13 protein-coding genes are annotated in these 16,131 nt (G+C 67.2%); 3 read left to right on the top strand and 10 right to left on the bottom strand.

Features of this window, described 5'->3' with window-relative positions:
• Positions 1-50 precede the first annotated feature (50 nt).
• From GGR44_RS09875 to GGR44_RS09865, 3 genes are read right to left on the bottom strand one after another with little or no spacing between them, the layout of a single operon-like run.
• Positions 51-3,581, bottom strand: a complete 3,531-nt coding sequence (locus GGR44_RS09875; RefSeq protein ID WP_183955419.1) for an error-prone DNA polymerase — start codon at positions 3,579-3,581, stop codon at positions 51-53.
• Positions 3,578-5,164, bottom strand: coding sequence for a Y-family DNA polymerase (locus tag GGR44_RS09870; RefSeq protein WP_183955609.1), 1,587 nt, complete (start codon positions 5,162-5,164; stop codon positions 3,578-3,580). Before GGR44_RS09870 ends, GGR44_RS09875 begins: the two co-directional genes overlap by 4 nt.
• Positions 5,070-5,948: an ImuA family protein gene (locus GGR44_RS09865; protein WP_183955418.1), complete on the bottom strand. Its 879-nt coding sequence runs from the start codon at positions 5,946-5,948 to the stop codon at positions 5,070-5,072. Before GGR44_RS09865 ends, GGR44_RS09870 begins: the two co-directional genes overlap by 95 nt.
• A 107-nt stretch (positions 5,949-6,055) precedes the next feature.
• Here GGR44_RS09865 and GGR44_RS09860 point away from each other — a divergent pair, with 107 nt between their 5' ends.
• Positions 6,056-6,796, top strand: coding sequence for a hypothetical protein (locus GGR44_RS09860; protein ID WP_246344524.1), 741 nt, complete (start codon positions 6,056-6,058; stop codon positions 6,794-6,796).
• Positions 6,797-6,915: 119 nt separating this feature from the next.
• Positions 6,916-7,353: an acyl-CoA thioesterase gene (locus GGR44_RS09855; protein WP_183955417.1), complete on the top strand. Its 438-nt coding sequence runs from the start codon at positions 6,916-6,918 to the stop codon at positions 7,351-7,353.
• Between the two features lie 2 nt (positions 7,354-7,355).
• On the opposite strand, the gene GGR44_RS09850 is transcribed toward GGR44_RS09855, so the two are convergent.
• The 7 genes from GGR44_RS09850 to GGR44_RS09820 all read right to left on the bottom strand — a co-directional run bounded on the left by GGR44_RS09850 (position 7,356) and on the right by GGR44_RS09820 (position 15,050).
• Positions 7,356-7,733 carry a DUF983 domain-containing protein gene (locus GGR44_RS09850; RefSeq protein WP_183955416.1) on the bottom strand — a complete coding sequence of 126 codons (378 nt, stop codon included), beginning with the start codon at positions 7,731-7,733 and terminating at the stop codon, positions 7,356-7,358.
• Complete coding sequence (locus tag GGR44_RS09845) at positions 7,730-9,796, bottom strand: transglycosylase domain-containing protein (RefSeq protein WP_183955415.1); 2,067 nt, start codon at positions 9,794-9,796, stop codon at positions 7,730-7,732. Before GGR44_RS09845 ends, GGR44_RS09850 begins: the two co-directional genes overlap by 4 nt.
• A gap of 100 nt (positions 9,797-9,896) precedes the next feature.
• On the bottom strand, positions 9,897-10,292 hold the full coding sequence (gene msrB / locus GGR44_RS09840; RefSeq protein WP_183955414.1) for a peptide-methionine (R)-S-oxide reductase MsrB: 396 nt from the start codon (positions 10,290-10,292) through the stop codon (positions 9,897-9,899).
• 48 nt (positions 10,293-10,340) lie between these two features.
• Positions 10,341-11,375, bottom strand: a complete 1,035-nt coding sequence (gene holA, locus GGR44_RS09835) for a DNA polymerase III subunit delta (RefSeq protein ID WP_183955413.1) — start codon at positions 11,373-11,375, stop codon at positions 10,341-10,343.
• The gene (lptE, locus tag GGR44_RS09830; RefSeq protein ID WP_183955412.1) at positions 11,362-11,871 is read right to left on the bottom strand and encodes an LPS assembly lipoprotein LptE; all 510 of its coding nucleotides are present in this window, start codon (positions 11,869-11,871) and stop codon (positions 11,362-11,364) included. The genes holA and lptE overlap by 14 nt, the downstream gene beginning before the upstream one ends.
• A gap of 98 nt (positions 11,872-11,969) precedes the next feature.
• Complete coding sequence (gene leuS, locus GGR44_RS09825) at positions 11,970-14,498, bottom strand: leucine--tRNA ligase (protein ID WP_183955411.1); 2,529 nt, start codon at positions 14,496-14,498, stop codon at positions 11,970-11,972.
• A gap of 102 nt (positions 14,499-14,600) precedes the next feature.
• Positions 14,601-15,050 carry a DUF3576 domain-containing protein gene (locus tag GGR44_RS09820; RefSeq protein ID WP_183955410.1) on the bottom strand — a complete coding sequence of 150 codons (450 nt, stop codon included), beginning with the start codon at positions 15,048-15,050 and terminating at the stop codon, positions 14,601-14,603.
• A 238-nt stretch (positions 15,051-15,288) separates the two neighbouring features.
• Here GGR44_RS09820 and GGR44_RS09815 point away from each other — a divergent pair, with 238 nt between their 5' ends.
• On the top strand, positions 15,289-16,011 hold the full coding sequence (locus GGR44_RS09815) for a hypothetical protein (RefSeq protein WP_183955607.1): 723 nt from the start codon (positions 15,289-15,291) through the stop codon (positions 16,009-16,011).
• Positions 16,012-16,131: the final 120 nt, after the last annotated feature.

Genomic DNA, 16,131 nt, shown 5'->3' with positions numbered 1-16,131 from the left:
CAAGTTGAAAGGCGATTCACGCTTTCCGTAAGGGAAAATGGCGATTCGAATCAGTGAAAATCACGCGAGCGGGGCAGGATTCGCACGTTGCGAGGGTGCCGCGCACCCATGTTCGGGGGTGATTCGGGCGCAACCTGACCCGAATCGACACCCGCATGCGCTTCGTGCAACCGGGCCAGATCGGCGCTGCGGTCGACAATTCGGCTGGCCATCAGGTGGACGACCCCTTCCTTGCTCCGCTGAACCTCCCCCTCCACCAGCATCAGGCGGCTGGCCATGACCGGGCGGCGCTGGTTTTCGAACAGGCGCGCCCACAGCAGGACATTGGCGATGCCGCTTTCATCCTCCAGCGTGATGAAGATGGCGTTGCCCTTGCCCGGCCGCTGACGCACCAGCACCACCCCGGCGGTGCGGACCCGCGCGCCATTTTTCGCGGCGACCGTCTGCGCGCAGCTCAATACGCCCTCCGCCGTGAAGAGCGGGCGCAGGAACTGCATCGGATGGCCTTTCAGGGACAGGCGCGTGACCTGATAATCGGTGGCGACCTCTTCGCTCAGCGGCATGGCGGGCAGCATCGCGTCCGCCTCCTCCCCCAGTTCGCGGGCGCGGGCGGCGGCGAACAGGGGCAGTTCCCCGGTCGGCGTGCGCCGCGCTTCCCACAGGGCGGCGCGCCTGTCCCGCCCCAGCGAGCGGCAGGCGTCGGCATCGGCCAGCAGGCGCAGCGCGCGCGCGGGCAGGTGCGCGCGACGGGCCATATCCTCCATGTCGGCAAAGGGCGCGGCGGCGCGGGCGGCGACCAGTTGCCGCGCCCAATCCTCCCGAAAGCCGTCAATCTGGCGCAGGCCGATGCGCAGCGCCAGCGCGCGCCCTTCGCCTTCGCCGCGCGCGGCATGGCGGGCGCGGGCCAGCGGCTCCAGACTATTGTCCCAATGGCTGGCGTTGACGTCGGGGCCATGGACGGTGACGCCATGTTCGCGCGCGTCGCGCACGATCTGCGCCGGGGCGTAAAAGCCCATGGGCTGGGCATTGAGCAACGCACAGGCGAAGATCGCGGGCTGATGGCATTTGATCCAGGCGGAAATATAGACCAGCCGGGCAAAGGACAAAGCGTGGCTTTCGGGGAAGCCATAGCTGCCAAACCCCTCGATCTGGCGGAAGCAACGCTCGGCAAAGTCGCGTTCATAACCGCGCGTCATCATGCCATCGACCAGCTTGTCGCGGAAATGATGGATCGTGCCGAGGTTGCGGAAGGTCGCCATGGCGCGGCGCAACTGGTTCGCCTCCACATCGGTAAAGCGCGCGGCGGTGATGGCGAGCTTCATCGCCTGTTCCTGAAACAGCGGAACGCCACAGGTCTTGCCGAGCAGGCGCTTGAGTTCATCGGGCGGGCCATGATCGGGCGCGGGCGCGGGAAAGACGACCGGTTCCTCCCCCGACCGGCGACGGAGATAGGGGTGGACCATGTCGCCTTCGATCGGGCCGGGCCGCACGATCGCCACCTGGATGGTCAGGTCATAGAGATTGCGCGGGCGCAGGCGCGGCAGCATGTTGATCTGGGCGCGGCTTTCCACCTGGAACACCCCGATGCTGTCGCCCCGGCACAGCATGTCGTAAACGGCGGCGTCGTCAGCGTCGATGTCGACGGTCAGATGATGATCGCCCAGCCCTTGGGCGCGCATCAGGTCGAACGCCTTGCGGATGCAACTGAGCATCCCCAGCGCCAATATGTCGACCTTCATCAAACCCAGCGCGTCGATGTCATCCTTGTCCCATTCGATGAAGCTGCGCCCGTCCATGCCGCCATGATGCAGCGGCACGGTTTCGTCGAGCCGCCCGCGGGTGAGGACGAAACCGCCGACATGCTGCGACAGATGCCGGGGAAAGGGGCTGGCGAGCAGGCGGGCGACCAGCGTGTGCAGCCGGGCGATTTCGGGATTGGCAAGGTCGAACCCGGCCTCCGCGATCCGCCGGTCGGCCCCTTCGCCCGAATAGCTGCCCCACACGGTGCCGACCATGCGGTCGGCGATGTCGGCGCTCATCCCCAGCGCCTTCGCCACTTCGCGCACCGCCCCGCGCGTGCGGAAATGGATGACGGTGGCGGCGATGCCCGCGCGGTGGCGGCCGTAACGCTCATAGATATATTGCATCACCTCCTCGCGCCGCTCATGTTCGAAATCGACGTCGATGTCGGGCGGCTCGTCGCGTTCCTCCGACACGAAACGGGAAAAGAGCAGGTCGTGCCGCTGCGGATCGACCGATGTGACGCCCAGCAGGAAACAGACCATCGAATTGGCGGCAGAACCCCGCCCCTGACACAAAATCCCCTGCATCCGGGCAAAGGCGACGATGTCGTAGACGGTCAGGAAATAGGGCGCATAGCCGCGGGCGCGGATCAGGGCGAATTCCTCGTCCAGCAAGGCCTGCACCGCCGGGGGGATGCGCGGGCCGTAACGGGCATGGGCGGCGCTGACCGTCAGTTCCTCCAGCCATTGCTGGGCGGTCCACCCTTCGGGCACGGGTTCGTCGGGATATTCATAGCGCAACTGGTCGAGCGAGAAGCCGACGCGATCAAGGAAGCGCACGGTCTCCGCCACCGCGCGCGGGCAGGCGGCATAGAGGCGCGCCATCTCCGCCGGGGCGTGAATATGGCGTTCGGCATGGGCCTCCAGCGCGCGACCGGCGGTGCCGATGGTCTTCCCGGTGCGAATGCAGGTGAGGATGTCCTGCACCGGGCGGTCCTCCGCCACGGCATAAAGCGCGTCGGCCGTGGCGATCAGCGGCGCGCCGGTGCTGACGGAGAGCGCATCCAGTTCCGCCAACCGCCGGGCGTCGCGGCCGTCGCGGCGCAGCGGCGCAGCGAGCCACACCCGCCCCGGCGCGATCCGCAGCAGGCGCGTCAGCAGCGAGGAGAGGTCGGCGGGGCGCGGCGGCGGGACGAGGCTCAAATGCCCCTGCCTGATCGCTTCGGGCGGGAGCCGGTCGGCCGCTTCATAATCGACCGGGTTGCGATGCGCGGTCTGGGCGGTCGCCGTGCCATCGGGCAGGACGATCAGCAGAAGATCGTCAGCATAGGCCGTCAGGTCGTCATAATGAAGGATGCAGTCGCCCTTCACCGAGCGCAGATTGCCGACCGTCAGCAGCTTTGTGAGTTCGCCCCAGCCCCGGCGACCGGCGGGATAGGCGACGATGTCGGGCGTGCCGTCGGCAAAGACGAGCCGCGCGCCGACGATCAGCCGGGGGATAGCCTCGACGTCCAGGCCCGCCTGCATCGCCGCCTTTATCGCTTCACGCCGGGCGACATGGGCGCGCACCACGCCCGCCACCGTGTTGCGATCAGCGATGCCAATGCCCGCCAGCCCCAGTTCGGCGGCGCGGCCGACCATCTCCGCCGGATGGGATGCGCCGCGCAGAAAGGAAAAGCGGGTGGCGGCGATCAGTTCGGCAAAGGGCGGTTCGGCCAGAGCCGCCCCATTTGCGGAGCCGGATGCAGCCAGCCGCATGGCATCGTCGCGGCGGCGCTCGCGCGGGTCGCCCGATCCTGGCCGGGTCGGGTCCGGCCCCTTGCGGCGGCGGCCGCTCATGCGAACAGGCCGTGGAGATACCAGCGCGGATGGGTCGCTTCCCGCCCGTAAAGGCCGTCGCGGAAAATCCAGTAACGGCGGCCGCGCGCATCCTCCACCCGGTAATAGTCGCGGGTGCGGCCGGTGCTGTCGCCGCTCAGCGCGCCAGCGGCCGCGCGCCACCATTCGGGGGCGATCCGTTCGGGCCCTTCATAACGGACGATGTCGTGCAGCGCGCGACGCCAGCGGAAACGGTGGGGCGGGCCATCGGGCGCCTGCGCCACCACCTCTATGCCCTGGGGCGGATCGAACAGGTGGATGGGGCGCATCGGCGGATCGCCCTGCTCCCCGCGCACCGGCCATGGCGCGGGCGCGGCGGCGTCCAGCGCAGGCAGGGCAAGTTGCGCCTGTTCGGGAATATGGCTGTCGCCCGGCGCCAGCCGCTGCACCTGCGCGCGCCCGGCGCGGATCGTCAGCCGGTCGACCAGCGCGGCGACATCGTCCGCGCCACGGCGCGCCTCCCCCCCTTCCAGCGCCAGTTGGGTGGCGGCCATGGGTTCGGCGCGCGGCACCGCCAGACGCAGCATGTCAAAGCCGAATCCGGGGTCGAGCGGATCGGACAGCGTCTCTATCCGCTCCTCCACCAGCCGCATGATCGCGGGCGCGTCGCGCACCGGCAGGCTGGTTTCGACGCGCAGGGGAAAGGCATGGCCATCGGTGCGGAAAAAGGTCGCCTCGAACCGGCGGCCGCCCTGCCCGCGTTCAGCGAGCCGCTCGCCCGCCTCCGCCGCCATGTCGTTCAGGGTCTTGAGCGCATGGGCAGTGCTGGCCATCGGTTCGGCGAAGCGGCGCTCGACCATGACGGCGGCCAGCGGGCGACGCGGGGCGAGCGGGCGGCTGGCCAGCCCCAGCAGGCGATGGAGCGCATCCACCGCCTCCTCCCCGAAACGGGCGGCCAGCATGGCGGCGGGACGGGCGGCAAGATCGCCGATATGGCGCAGCCCCGCCCGGCGCAGCGCGACCGCGCTCTCCGGCTCCAGCCCCAGCGCCTCCACCGGCAGGCGGCGAATGGCGGCCCCTTCATCGGGCGCGGGCGCGGCGGGGAAGCGGGCGAGCGCATGGGCGGCCTCCGCCGTGGCGGCGATGGCGTGGCGCACCCGCATCCCGTGCCGCTCCAGCCGGTCGGCGGCGGCGCGGGCCAGCGCCTCCTCCCCACCCCATAAATGGCCGCAGCCGGTGATGTCGAGCATCAGCCCGTCGGGATGGTCGATGGCGGCGACCGGCGTATAGCGGGCGCAACCGTCGCACAGCCTCTCCAGCCAGTCCTGGTCGGCATGGGGATCGGCGTCGAACAGGCGCAGTTCGGGCACGCGGGCGCGCGCATCGGCCAGCGTCATGCCCGGCGTCAACCCCAGCGCCAGCGCGTCGGCGTCCAGCGCGCAAAGGCGCATGGCCCCGCGCACCGGCTCGGCGATCACCGCCGGGCCGTCGCCGTCCGCTTTCCACAGGTCAGGCCGCGCGATCCGCAGCCGGTCGACCGGCAGGAAGGGGAAGGCGAGCGCCAGATAGCGGCGCTCGCTCGCCGCCATGTCCGTCTCCTCCATGTCCCCCGCGTCCATGTTCCCCATGCCCATGTCCAAGGTCATCGCGTTCATGGCTTTCTTCCTCGAAAACGCCCCTTTCCCCGTTCCACACCAGCCGCCATTCCATGCCGTCCGGCCCGGCGCGGCGGCGCAGCAGGGCCATGTCGAACGCAGCGGCTCCCGGTATCCAGTCCGGCGCCGACCCCGCCAGAGACGGCGAAGGCGCGGCGGCGACGCGCCACCGGCTTTCCGCCGCGCTGGCCGTCACCGGCGCGTCGACCAGCAACAGCAGGGCAGTGACGCCCGACTCCTCCGCCGCCAGCGCCAGACGGCGGCTGGCGGTCAGATTGAGCCGACGCTGCGCCCCGTGCGCCTCCACCACCAGCGCGGCCAGACCGGAACAGCGCAGCGCGTCGAGCGCCGCCTGCAACAACATCGCCTCATCGTCCATCATGCCCAGCAGCAACCGGGCGGGATCGACCCCCATGGCGGCAAGGCCGGGACCATAGGGCAGGCCGCATGTCCGCGCCGCGCCCGCGCCGCGCAGCCACAATATCGGCGCATCGGCGGCAGCGCCCTCTCCCGCCAGCCGGGCGAGCAGCAACGCCATCGCCGCACCCGCCCCAACGTCGCCCGCCGCGCAGCAAAGTTCATGCACCCGCCCGCGCGCGAGGCCGCCGCCCAGCGCGCGATCCAGCCCGGCATGACCCGTGGCGAATCGTCCGCCGATTCCGGCTGGCCTGCCCCGGTCCAGGGCGGCTATGGTGCGCCGCAACGCGGCCAGGGAGAGCGCCGACTCGTTCATTGATATGTTCCCGTTTTGTTCTATTTTGCCCTGAAGCACGGCGCTGTCAATCGGGCGACGTCCTTCCATGCCGGTCCCGCACCCGAAAAGGCCTGAACGACTTTCCCATGCGATCGCATATCTCAGGTTATGGACAGGGGACGATAAGGCGGCGGCTGACGTCGCTGCTGCTGGCGGTGGCGATCAACGCCCTGTTGCTGCTAGCGTTGCTGGCCATCAACCCGCAACTCATCCAGCCGCGCAAGGAAAGCCGGACGCCGGTGAGCTTTTCGATGGACCCGTCGCCCGAACCGGCGCGACAGAATGACAGCCGCCGGGACAAGGCGGAGGAGAAGGAAACCGTCAAGGCGCCGCCGACGCCGGAAAAGGCCAAGGCCCCCGCAGAGCAGGAAGCCCCCGCCGCCAAACCGGAACTCCCCTTTCTGGTGCTCAGCAGCAAGGATTTCGCCGGGGCGGATATCCGCGCCCTGTCCAAAGGCGCGCCGGGCAAACCATCGGGCGGGGATAGCGCCGCCACCTATGGCCCCGGCGAAGGGCCGGGCGGCGAGCCATTGTTCAACGCCGACTGGTTCAGGCGGCCGACCGATGCCGAACTGTCCACCTATATCCCCGCCAATGCGCCGCCCGATGGCTGGGGGATGGTCGCGTGCCAGACGGTGGAAGGCAACCGCGTCGAAAATTGCCGGGCGATCGGCGAAGCGCCCATGGGGTCGGGCTTTGCCCGCGCGGTGCGACAGGCGGCCTGGCAATTCCGCGTCATCCCGCCGCGCATCGGCGGGCGACCGCAGATCGGCGCTTGGGTCCGCATCCGCATCGATTATGTGCGCGGCGTCGCGCGCAGCAATTAGGGTGAAAAATGCCCCGCAACCTGTGTCAAAAAGGTCGCATATGCGGGGCTTTCGCGCCGCATGGAGTTGCATAATGGCCCTGTGGGAGTAAGAGCCGGGGCAGAGGAGAAAAACAGGATATGGCCAAACCCGAATCCTGGCGGCTGGACCCCGACGCCTATGCCTTCGTCACCACGCTGGATACGCGCTTCGGTGACCTCGACACTATGGGCCATGTCAACAATGTCGCCATCTCCGCGATATTCGAAACGGCCCGCATCCGGTTCCACCATCATCTGGGCCGTCACCCGCAGGAACAGGGGGTGCGCTGGCTGGTGGCCGCGGTTTCCCTGAACTATGTCGAGGAATCGCACTTCCCCTACCCGTTCCACATCCATTGCGCGATCGGCCATATCGGCCGGACGAGCTGGACCATTTCCTCCGCCGCCTTTCAAAAGGGCGTGTGCGTCGCCACCTGCGACACGACGGTCGTCACCCATGGCCCGGAAGGCCGCCGCGAAATCGACGCGACGCTGCGCGAGGCGATGGAGCGCAACGCGCTGAAGCGGCCGGAATAGCTTTATCGGAATCCGTGCATCCGGCGCGACCATTGAAAGGCGATGACCGCGCCCTTGGCCGGTTGGATCAGCGCCACCGCCAGCACCAGCGCCAGCCCCGGCCATAACGCCGCCTGCACCCCCAGCGGGATGGCGAGCGCCGCATTCACCTCTATCATCAGCGGGACCAATATGTGGCCCAGCAACAGGATGACGAGATAGGCGGGAAAATCGTCGGCGCTATGGACGTTCCAGGGCTGGCCGCAATGGGCGCAAGCCGCCGCCGGTTTCAGGAAAGAGGCGAACATCCGCCCCTCGCCACAGGCGGGACAGCGTCCGCGCAGGGCCAGCGCCAGCGCCGGGCCAAAGGGGCGATCCCCGGCGGGCGAACGATCGGTCATGGCTGCGGCGCCGCCGGATCGCGGGGCGGCTGGTTGTTCCGGCCCCGGCCCAGCACATTGTCGATCCACTGCTGGTCGATCCGCGCGGGCGCCTCGCCCTCGCCATCGCCATTGTCGCGCGACGAACGGTCGATCGGCATCCCGTTTTCATCGACCATCATGCCGCCTTCCGGGGCGCCCTCCATGCCATTGTCGGGCTGGCCGAAATAGGCTTCCTCATCGGGTTCCAGCTGCCATTCGGGCAGGGTGACTTCGGTTTCGAACTGTTCGACCGGCCGCTTGGCCACGGCGACCTTCATATAGTCGGCGAAGGCGCGCGCGGGCGCGCGGCCGCCCTGAAGCACGGGCACGGCGCGGGCATCGTCGCGGCCCATCCACACGCCCGTGGTGATGCCGCTGGAAAAGCCCAGGAACCAGCCGTCCTTGTTGCTGCTGGTGGTGCCGGTCTTGCCCGCCACCGGGCGGCCAATCTGCGCCGCCTTGCCGGTGCCGGTGCTGACCGCCGTCTGCATGAGGTCGGTCATCCCCGCCGCGACCCAGGGGGCGACCAGCACCCGGCTGGTGTCATCCTCATGCTCGTACAGCAACCGCCCGTCGGCGGTCGTCACCTTGGTAATGCCATAGGGGGTGACAGCGATGCCCTTGCGCGCGATGGAGGCGAAGGCGCGGGTCATGTCGATCAGGCGCACGTCCGACGTGCCCAGCACCATCGACGGGTGGGTGTTGATGGGCGTGGTGATGCCGAACCGGCGGGCCATGTCGGCAATGGTGGCAAAGCCGACCTCCACGCCCAGTTGCGCGGCGACGGTGTTGATGGAGTAGGCAAAGGCGGTTCGCACGTCGATGTCGCCGGAAAAACGCCCGGAACTGTTGCGCGGCTTCCACCCGTTGATGTCGACCGGCTTGTCGGTAACGCCAGTGTCCGGGGTATAGCCCCCCTCCAGCGCCGCCATATAGACGAACAGCTTCCATGCCGAACCCGGCTGGCGCGTGGCGGTGGTCGCGCGGTTATAATTGGACGTCACATAGTCGAGACCGCCGACCATGGCCCGCACCGCGCCGTCGCGGTCCAGGCTGACCAGCGCGCCCTGCGCCCCGGCGGGCACATTGGCCTGCACCGCCGCCGTCGCCGCCCGCTGCATGGCGAGGTCGATGGTGGTGTAAACCTCCAGCGGCTCGCTCTGCTCCTCGATCAGCACGTCAAGCTGCGGCAACGCCCAGTCGGTGAAATAGCGGACGGAATTCTGTTTCGGTTCGGGCGCCAGCTTCACGCCCCGTATGTCGGCGGCGGCCTGCTGCGACGCGGTGATCGCGCCATTTTCGCGCATCAGGTCCAGCACCACGCCCGCGCGGCCGATGGCGGCATCGGCATCGGCGGTGGGGGAATAGCTGGACGGGGCCTTGACAAGGCCCGCGATGATCGCGGCTTCGGGCAGGTTGAGCGCGGTTGCGGGATGGCCGAAAAACTTGCGGCTGGCCGCGTCAATGCCATAGGCGCCGCCACCGAAATAGACCTTGTTGAGGTAAAGCTCCAGGATCTGGCGCTTGGAGAATTTGCGCTCCATCGCCATCGCCAGGATCATCTCGCGCGCCTTGCGGCCGAACGTATAGCTGTTGTTGAGGAAGATGTTGCGCGTCACCTGTTGCGTGATCGTCGACGCGCCCTGCATCCGCCGGCCGGTGCCGCGATTTTCGATGGCGAACCAGGCGGCGCGGGCCATGCCGATGGGGTCGATGCCGGGATGGTGATAGAAACGCTTGTCCTCGGTCGACACCATCGCGTCGACCATCACTTCGGGGATCTGGTCATAATTCAGCCAGCGGCCGAAACTGGGGCCGATCGACACGATCACGCTGCCGTCGGCGGCATGAACGCGGATCATCTGGCCATTGGGGGAGGATTTGAGGCTGGCATAGTCGGGCAGCGACTGCATCGCCACGAACACCGCGACGACGAGCGCGATCAGCCCCGCCAGCGCGCCGATCGCCCCGATCTTGATGCCCCTGATGAACCAGCGTTTCAGCCGGCCCGGTTCCGCTTTGCTCTTGCCAGATCGTGCCATGATAGTGCCGCCCCGCATAAGGCCAAAACAGGGCCGCGACCAGCCCTTCCCGAACGCCGCTGAAAGAGGATCGCGGCTTTACCAGGGCTGAACCAGCCGATCAGTCGGCCGGGCGGAAATCCAGCGCGGCGCTGTTCATGCAGTAGCGCAGGCCCGTGACGCCCGGCCCGTCGGGGAAGACATGGCCCAGATGACCGTCGCATTTGGCGCAGCGTATTTCGGTGCGGATCATGCCATGGCTGGCGTCGCGAACTTCCTCCACCGCATCGGCGTCGACGGGCGCTGTAAAGCTGGGCCAGCCCGACCCGCTGTCATATTTCTCGTCGGAGGAGAACAGCTCCGCCCCGCATCCGGCGCAATAATAGGTTCCGTCCGCCTTGTTGGCGTTCAATCGCCCGCCAAAGGCCCGCTCCGTCCCCGCTTCGCGCAGGACATGATATTGTTCGGGGGTCAGGCGGGCGCGCCATTCGGCGTCGGTCAGGTGCAGCTTTTCCATGAACGCCAATATGGGCCGCGCGGCTCACGCGATCAAGCCGTGGGGCGATCAACGCGCGCGCGCGGCCTGTCGCGCGATGGCGAGCAACTCATGCTGCACTAGAACGTCGCCCGCGCCGCGCCCGCGCGTCATCCGTTCGGCCGCGGCCAGGCGGTGGATCACCCGGGCGATGCCGGCCGCGTCCCAGATGTGCAACTGGCGGATGACGGCCGGCTTTTCCCTCCAGAAGACCGCCTTGTTGGCGTCCACCACGATGTCGGGGCTGCCTCGGCCCTTGTCGACGTCGATCCGCAGGCCCGCGACCAGCATCGCGCGGGTCATCAGCGGGCGGATGACCGCCGCCATATGCGCGCCCGCCATGCGCAGCCGCGCCAGTTCGCGGTGCATGGCGCTAAGGTCGCCGCCCAGCACCGCATTGACCAGCGGCATGGCGTCGTCATCGGCATTGTCGGCGGCCAGTGCGTCGATGGCTTCCGCCGTCGCCTCGCGCGGCCGGTCGGGCGCGGCGTCGAGATAGAGGGCGATCTTCTCCACCTCATTGCCCGCCAGCGTGCGGTCCGCGCCGACCGCGTCATTGATCCGCCGGGCAAGCTCCGCTGAAAGCCGCAGGCCGCTTTCGCGCGCGGTGGCCATCAATATCTGGTCCGCTTCCCGCGCATTGGGCTGATAGGAAATGGCGGCCAGCGCGCGGGGCGAGTCGAGCACATATTTGAGCAGTTTCGAGCTTGGCTTGAGCGCGCCGGCGACCGCGACCACCGGATCGCCCGCCGCCTGCGCCTCCAGCAGCGCCTGCACGGCGGGCAGCGAATCTTCGGCAATGCCATTGACGCGGATCCAGCGTTTGTCCCCGAACATGGAAAAGGACGCGGCTTCGTCGGCCAGCTGCGCCGGGTCGTCGCGCAGCCGGGGGGCGTCGATGTCGATCCGCTCGGCGCCCTGCCCCATGGCGCGCTCCAGCCGCTTCATGTGGGCGTGGCTGGTCGCCTCGTCCGGGCCGTAAAGCAGGAAGAAGCGATAATCCCCGGCCCCCTGCGCCGCCGCGTCCAGCGCCTTTTCGATCTGGGGCCGCTTATCGGCCTTCATGGCCGCCATTTTGCGCGGCATAGAGCGCCAGCCGCATGACGATCTGGTCCGCCACCGTCTGCGCCAGCCGTTCGAGTGCCGTGTCTTCGGCCGCTATGGTCGCATATTCGCTGGAGGTCACGTCGATGCCCGCATCCGACCCGGCGGTGTCGTCCAGCACCTGCGCGCCCGTCGCTACGTCGATCAACTGGTATCGCGCGCGCAGCGTCCGCCGCTCGCGCGTGACGGCGGCGTCGGCGCGCAGGCCGAAACCGCTGATCTGGTCGTCCAGCTTCACCACGAGCTTATAGGCCGGGCCATCGCCGCCGCGCATGGTCGACAGCCGGTCGTTGAGCGCATTGCGCGTCAGCCAGCCCGCCTTCCCCTCGATCGCGGCGACCTCCACATTGCCCAGCGACCGGGCCACCGCGCCCTGACTCCCGCCCGAATAGACGGGGCGCAGGCCACAGGCGGAAAGAGCGGTGAGCGCGATAAGGAGCAGGGGCCAAGGCTTCATGCCAACCTCCATAGCCGTTCGCCCTGAGCCTGTCGAAGGGCTTTCCTGCTTTCGCAGGAAGAGCGGGGCTTCGACAGGCTCGACCCGAACGGATGTTATCAGATGACCAAATTCACCAGACGATCCGGCACGACGATGATCTTCTTGGGCGTCGCGCCGTCCAGGATGCGGACCACATTGGGCGCGGCGAGGGCCAGCTTTTCCAGTTCTTGCCTATCCGTCCCCTTGGGCACGGTGATGGTGTCGCGCAGCTTGCCCATCACCTGACAGGCGATGGTCACTTCATCATCGACCAGCAGCGCCGGGTCCACGATGGGCCATGCCGCGTCGGCGATCAGGCCGTCTTCGCCCAGCTCAGCCCAGGCTTCCTCCGCCAGATGGGGGGTCATCGGCGCGATCAGCAGCGCGAGCGCGCGGATGGCGGCGTTGCGCGACGCGGACGGCGCGGCCTTCTCCACCGCGTTGGCGAGTTCATAGATTTTCGCCACCGCCTTGTTGAAGGACAGCGCCTCGATATCCTTGGCAACGCCGTCGATGGTCTGGTGCAGCTTGCGGTCGAGCGGCTTGTCCTGCCCCTGCGCCGCCGCGTCGACCGTGCCGAACAGCCGCCACAGGCGGTTGACGAAGCGCCACGATCCTTCGATGCCGCTTTCGGTCCAGGGCAGGTCACGCTCCGGCGGGCTGTCCGACAGCATGAACCAGCGCACCGCGTCCGCGCCATATTGGGCGATGATGTCGTCGGGATCGACGACATTCTTCTTGGACTTGGACATTTTGATCACCCGGCCGACCTCAACCGGGGCGTTGTCCGCGATCAGCGTCGCGCCGTCAGACGTGCGGCTGATCTCGCCCGGCGCGAAATAGACGGGGGGCAGCCCCTCGCCCTGTTCGCGGCTGTAGGTTTCGTGGGTCACCATGCCCTGGGTGAACAGGCCGGTGAACGGTTCGGCAAAGCCAAGCTGCCCCATATGCTGGAGCGCGCGGGTCCAGAAACGGGCGTAGAGAAGATGCAGGATCGCATGTTCGACGCCGCCGATATACTGGCCGACGGGCAGCCATTTTTCGACCGTTTCCCGATCGAACGGCCTGTCCTTGGGCTGGCTGGCGAAGCGGATGAAATACCAGCTTGAATCGGCGAAGGTGTCGAGCGTGTCGGTTTCGCGCATAGCGGGTTTGCCGCATCGGGGGCATGGCACATGCTTCCAGGTCGGGTGGCGGTCCAGCGGATTGCCGGGAATGTCGAAGCTGACATCCTCTGGCAGCACGACCGGCAACTGATCCTTCGGCACGCCCACCGGGCCGCAGCTTTCGCAATGGATGACCGGGATCGGCGTGCCCCAGTAACGCTGGCGCGACACGCCCCAGTCGCGCAGGCGGAACACGGTCTGCCCCTGGCCCCAGCCTTCGGCTTCGGCACGGGCGATGACGGCGGCCTTGGCCTCCTCCACGCTCATACCGTCCAGGAAGCGGCTGTTCACCAGCGCGCCGGGGCCGGTATAGGCCTCGTTCCCGATGGACTTGTCCGCTTCCCCTTCGGGCGCGACGACGCGCTCCACCGCCAGCATATATTTGCGCGCGAAGTCGAGGTCGCGCTGGTCGTGCGCGGGCACGCCCATGACCGCACCGGTGCCATAGTCCATCAGCACGAAATTGGCGATGAACACGGGCAAATGCCAGTCGGCGTCGAACGGGTGGGCAACCGACAGGCCGGTGTCGAAGCCGAGCTTTTCGGCCGTTTCCAGTTCCGCCGCCGTGGTGCCGCCCGCCTTGCACTTTTCAATGAAGGCAGCGACGTCCGCATTGTCGGCAGCCAGCGCCTGCGCGACCGGATGGTCCGCCGCAATCGCCACGAAGCTCGCCCCGAAAATCGTGTCGGGCCGGGTCGAATAGACTTCGATTTCGTCCTCGAACGGCGCGACCGGCTGAAATTTGAATTGCAGACCGACCGACTTGCCGATCCAGTTTTCCTGCATCAGCCGCACTTTTTCAGGCCACTGGTCGAGCGTCTTCAACCCTTCCAGCAGGTCGTCGGCAAACTGGGTGATCTTGAGGAACCACTGGGACAGCTTGCGCTTTTCCACCGGCGCGCCCGACCGCCAGCCCTTGCCGTCGATCACCTGTTCATTGGCCAGCACGGTCATGTCGACCGGGTCCCAGTTGACCGCGCTTTCCTTGCGGTAGACGAGACCCGCGTCCAGCATGTCCAGGAACAGCGCCTGTTCATGGCCATAATAGTCGGGGTGGCAGGTCGCGATCTCGCGGCTCCAGTCGAGCGCGAAGCCCAGCTTCTTGAGCTGCGCCTTCATGTTCGCGATATTCTCATAGGTCCATTTGCCCGGATGGACCTTCTTTTCCATCGCGGCGTTTTCCGCCGGCATCCCAAAGGCGTCCCAGCCCATGGGGTGCAGCACTTCATGGCCCGTCATCCGGCGGAAGCGCGCCAGCACGTCGCCCATGGAATAGTTGCGGACATGGCCGATATGGATGCGCCCCGAAGGATAGGGGAACATCTCCAGCACATAGGAGCGCGGCTTGTCGCTGCTGTCCGACGCGCGGAACGTCTGCTTCTCGTCCCAGGCGGCCTGCCAGCGGGCATCGGCCTCAAGCGGGTTGAAGCGCCTTTGCATGGTCTGTCCCTTGTAAATAGCGTGGGACCGGCCTTCCTGCGCAGAAGCCCGGTCCCTTATGATGATATGGTCAACGCGCGGGCGCGTCGGGGAGGGGGCGTTTTAGCCGGCGATCGCCATGCGGCGAAGATCGCGCGCCTTGGTGAGGATGATTTCCTCCAGCTTCTGCACGGTCGCGGCGGCCACCGGCGCGTCGACCCACTGCCCGCCTTGCAGCACCTGACGGCTGGCGGCGACGCGCAGGGCGTCGGCGCGCAAATCCTGATCCAGGATCGACACGGTCAGCTTCATCCGTTCATTGGGGCTGTTGGGGTTGGCATACCAGTCGGTCACGATCACGCCGCCGTTCGAATCGGTCTGCACCAGCGGCATGAAGGAAATGGTGTCGAGGCTGGCGCGCCACAAATAGCTGTTGACGCCGATGGTCGTAACCTTCGACGCGGCCAGATCCGCCTTGGGCCGGTCCTTGGAACCGCCGCCGCAGGCGGCAAGGGGCAGAAGCGCGGTCGCCATCAGGGCGGCGGCAAGCGGGGCGGGAAGGCGGCGAGACATGCGCTTGTCCTCAAGACATAAAGATGGAACCGGCAGCATCTATAGAGAAGCCGCGCCATTGGGCAAGGGGCGAGGCAGGCGGATAATGGCGGGAGGACGCTGCGTGGACCCCGTCATTCTGTGTATTTCGCGCAACAGTAGCGGCATAAAATCGCTGCGCGGCTCTAGCCAATTGCGGGTTCGGCGGTGTAAAGCGTTTCTCGAGAACAGAAACACGGGGACAAGAGAGTCGCTTATCATGCGTGCGTACAGGGGACATTTGCTGGCAATCGGTACGGCCTGCGCCGTGGCCGGGCTTATGTTGTCTCCCGCCATCGGCGCAGCGGGCAGCGGTTCGTTCATCCGTTCCGGCGAGTCGCCTGTATCGCTTCAGGCCCTGGGCAGCATTTCCTCCTTCACGCCGACGATCAAGGATGCGCGCCTCGCCGCTGCCTATGCCCGGATGGCGGCGTCGTCCAGTGGTCGCGGTTTTCGCTTCACCCCGACCAGCGGTTCGTTGAGCGGGGAGCGTTCCATCACCGTGATGGTTCGCGCCAATGATAATAGCGCGCCGATCGTCAGCAGCATCGCGCCGGTCAACATCGCGCCCGTCGCCTTCAGCCTGAACAGCGATCGCGGCTGGCGTCGTTTCGCCCTCCCTGAAGCGGTCGGCCGCAAGTCGCTTGATCCGGTGCCGGTCGAAACGATGGTGGATGGACGCAACTTCTCGCTGGAACAGGGTCGCAAGGACCGGTTCAGCACAAAGCTGCTGATGGAAAATCGCCGCGAGCCCACAATTGGCGTTCGTCAGGGTGACAAGGATTATTCGCTGGGTCTGGCCAGCTCCTATTCGCTGACCAGGAACCTGAATGTCACCGCCGGCGTGCGGTATGACAATGCCGCCGCGCAGCGCATCAGCCCGCTGACTGACGACCGTCAGGATGGCCAGGCCGTCTATCTGGGCACCGTATTCAAGTTCTGATCCCGGCTATTCCCCCCATGGAAATTGCCTGGCAATTCATTTGATTCAAGGTCGGTTCGGCGCGGACATCTGATGGCTTCATCATACCGCTCGCCGCATGTCATCCCTGAAGCCGGCATT

This window comes from Sphingobium fontiphilum (assembly GCF_014196635.1).
Taxonomy (GTDB): Bacteria; Pseudomonadota; Alphaproteobacteria; order Sphingomonadales; family Sphingomonadaceae; genus Sphingobium; species Sphingobium fontiphilum.
The sequence above is the reverse complement of the archived record's forward strand: the minus strand, read 5'-3'. Positions and strand labels throughout refer to the sequence as shown.